The organism is Limnospira sp. PMC 289.06 (genome assembly GCF_032350395.1).
Lineage (GTDB): Bacteria > Cyanobacteriota > Cyanobacteriia > Cyanobacteriales > Microcoleaceae > Limnospira > Limnospira platensis.
Window position 1 is genome coordinate 1 of record NZ_JARPLC010000443.1, and the last position, 568, is coordinate 568.

Consider the following 568-nt stretch of genomic DNA (forward strand, 5'->3'; position numbering starts at 1 on the left):
TTGAAGCATGGACAACTTCCTCCGTTCTCTTCATCATTCCTCACTGTGCAATACCAGATTGTGAGTAATATCTGAGTAACTAGGCATAGTTATCGGGTTAAGTAAATTCCGGTTATCGTCGTTAGGATAAGGCTTTAAGTTAAATCGGGATAACAGGTATTCAACCTGCACCATAGTCAATCAGGACACCAACCACAACCGGGTTGGTGTCAATAATTAAACTAATCCCAGATGCTATTAGCAACATACAATGGTTGAACAAAAAGAGCGACGCACTCCCCCACCTGCCTGCGGCGTGGGGGTCAAGGAGCGGAGATTGTGGTATAGTTCTTCTATCTGTGCGAGACGTTCAGGCATGAAATAGGGTTGCAATACCCGAAATAACCGCCTGGTGGGGACTTCAACCCCTTGGTTGAATATAAGGAGCGCACTCCTGACCATCCCCATAACTGTTTATATGTCCCAACGTTTGGTATAGAAATATACAAAACAAGGCAGGGAACTCAAGGTCATAAACAAACTGAGAAATCAGGGAGTAGAGAGTAACGGCGATAGCCACCCCCAGTTT

Annotated in this window: 1 protein-coding gene; it reads right to left on the bottom strand. The window is 45.1% G+C overall.

The annotated features are described in order from the left end of the window. Positions 1–33 precede the first annotated feature (33 nt). A complete protein-coding gene (locus P5674_RS25695) occupies positions 34–174 on the bottom strand; it encodes a hypothetical protein (protein WP_167538960.1) in 141 nt (46 codons plus the stop codon). Positions 175–568: the final 394 nt, after the last annotated feature.

Excerpts from the sequence above, each read along its gene's own strand:
- P5674_RS25695 (WP_167538960.1), bottom strand. The coding sequence starts at position 174 with ATGGTGCAGGTTGAATACCTGTTATCCCGATTTAACTTAAAGCCTTAT.